Origin of the sequence: Actinoplanes sp. NPDC051633 (assembly GCF_040681735.1) — a bacterium.
In the GTDB taxonomy this organism is placed as follows: Bacteria; Actinomycetota; Actinomycetes; order Mycobacteriales; family Micromonosporaceae; genus Actinoplanes.
Genome location: NZ_JBFAZH010001235.1, coordinates 1 through 2,203 on the forward strand (window position 1 = coordinate 1; position 2,203 = coordinate 2,203).

Sequence of the window (2,203 nt, forward strand, 5' to 3'; positions counted from 1 at the left end):
GCCCGCCGCCGAACCGCCGGCGGCGGCTCCCGGTGCGCGTGCTCGTCATCCTGGTCGACCGGCGGGTGATGGCCGCCGACTGCTTCACCGGGACCTCGGGGACGTGCCGGACGGGGATCACCTCGGCCGTCGGCGGCTCGGCGACCGCCGGCGGAGCTGTGGCCGGCGCGACGGTGGCCAGCTCGACGGTCGGCGGCTCGGCCGGGACGCGGGCGGGCGCCATCCCGCACTCGTCGCAGTATCCGTCCACGATGGAGCCGGGACAGTTCCGGGCGCACCTCACGATGCGACATCCCGCAGCGCGTCCTGGTACGCCGTCACCGCAACCCGGGCCGCCGCCAGATCCACCGGCGCGGTGTAGAGCAGGTCCCGCACCCGGCCCGCCGCCGCGGCCAGCTCCGGCGCGGAGTCCAGCCCGCGCCGCTTCGCCTTCGCCTGGTACGACTCGAACAGCCCGCGCAGCTCGTTGCGCGCCGAGAGCAGGCCGTCGTTGCGCACCGCCACCTCGTCGAGCACGGCCTGCCGCTCCTGCGCCCGCCGAGTCCACTCGGCCAGCCGCGGGCTGATCAGCGCCCAGTGCCCGGCCGCGGCGAGGGCGTCCACCGCCATCAGGTCGGGCCGCAGGTCCGGGCCCTCCGCGATCGGGGCGGCGCCCGCCGAGATCCGGCTCGCCGCGTGCGCCGCCGTGAAGTGTGCCGCCCGTTCGGCCGCCTCGATCTCGTCCAGCAGCTTGTGCGCGTCGGCCAGCCGCCGGCTCAGCGTGTCGCGCAACTCCCCGGCCGAGGTCCGCTCGGCGTCCGCCCGCTCGATCAGCGCGCGGATCGCGGTCAGCTCGGCCTCGTCCACGCCGAGCGGGTCGGAGGACATGGTCGCGGTGAAGTACTTGAGCCGCCGGTCCGCCTCGTCCAGCTGGGGCGTACGGCTGCCGGACCGCCGGACCAGCGACCGCACGTTCTCCAGCGAGGCGGCCGTCTCGGCGCTGCGGGACAGCAGCCGCTGCCACACGTCCCCGGCGCGGGCCACCACGTCGGCCACCCTCGCGAACGACGACTCCATCTCGGACAGCAGCTCACCCGGCGTGCACGTCTGCGTGACCTGCCCGGCGCCGAGCAGCCCGCGCTGGGTCAGCGGGACCACCGACGTGGACAGGGTGATCGAGGGGCCCACCACCTGGTGGGCGAACTCCGGTCCGGCCCGGTCACGCAGCGCCCGCGCCTCGGTGATCGCCTTGGTGAGCTGCGCGTACGACTCCCACAGCCGGGTCAGCGCGTCCTTGGCCTTGGCCCACTCCGACGCCGTCCGGCCGGTCAGCGTGCGCTGGTCGAGGTCGTGGCGCGCGGCGTTGTTGTCCAGGTCGATCAGGTTCTGGGCGACGACGGCCGCGGCCGACTCGAGGCGCGCCAGCTCGGCGGCGGCGCGCCTGGAGTCGGCGGCGACGGCGCGGGGCTCGATCATGACGTGTACTCGGCGGCGGGCGGCGCCGGGACCGGGCCGAACTCGCCGAGCCACCGCTTGTAGGTCTTCGCCCAGGTGCCGTTCGCGCGGTTGCGCTCGAGCACCTGGTTGACGAACTTGATCAGGTCGGTGCGCTCCGGGGAGATCGCTATCCCGTACGGCTCGGCGGTGAACTTGGGCCCGACCACCCGCGCATACGGGTCCTGCGCGACCAGCCCGGCCAGGATGCTGTCGTCGCCGGCGATCGCGTCCACCTCGTTCTGCTGGAAGGCGACCAGGCAGGCGGCGAAGCTCGGCCGGCCCACCGCGACCGGCTTCGCCGGGTGCTTGGCGACGGCGTCCAGCGAGGTCGACCCGACGGCCGCGCAGACCCGGCGTCCACCCAGATCCGGCAGGCCGTTCACGCCGTTGTCCTTCGCCGCCTCCGAGACCAGCACCCGCTTGCCGGCGTCGTAGTACACCGTGGAGAAGCCGACCCGCGCCTTGCGATCGCAGGTGATGGTCAAGGTGTCGGCGACCATGTCCACCGATCCGTCGATGACGTGATCCACCCTCTTGTCGTACCCGATGACCTTGATCTCGATCTTGCGGGGGTCGTCGAAGATGGCCGCCGCGACCTGCCGGCCCATGTCCACGTCGAAGCCCTCGACCACGCCTGTGATCGGGTTGAGGGTGTGGTAAAGCAGATTGTCCTGGCTTGTGGCCAGGTTCTGGCGGACGGGTTTGTGGTTGGGCGCCATCGTCGACC

General features: G+C 73.3%; 3 protein-coding genes. All 3 read right to left on the reverse strand.

The genetic code is table 11. The features are described from left to right. Window positions 1-223 (reverse strand): hypothetical protein (locus AB0M20_RS39430; protein ID WP_364306158.1); only part of this gene is annotated, 223 nt, incomplete at its 3' end. A gap of 56 nt (window positions 224-279) precedes the next feature. Then, window positions 280-1,455 (reverse strand): hypothetical protein, encoded by a 1,176-nt coding sequence (locus AB0M20_RS39435; protein ID WP_364306160.1) that lies wholly within the window; start codon window positions 1,453-1,455, stop codon window positions 280-282. Further along, a partial coding sequence (locus AB0M20_RS39440) for a glutamate ABC transporter substrate-binding protein (protein WP_364306161.1) occupies window positions 1,452-2,203 on the reverse strand: 752 nt, incomplete at its 5' end. The genes AB0M20_RS39440 and AB0M20_RS39435, both read right to left, overlap by 4 nt.

Excerpts from the sequence above, each read along its gene's own strand:
- AB0M20_RS39435 (WP_364306160.1), bottom strand. The coding sequence starts at position 1,455 with ATGATCGAGCCCCGCGCCGTCGCCGCCGACTCCAGGCGCGCCGCCGCC.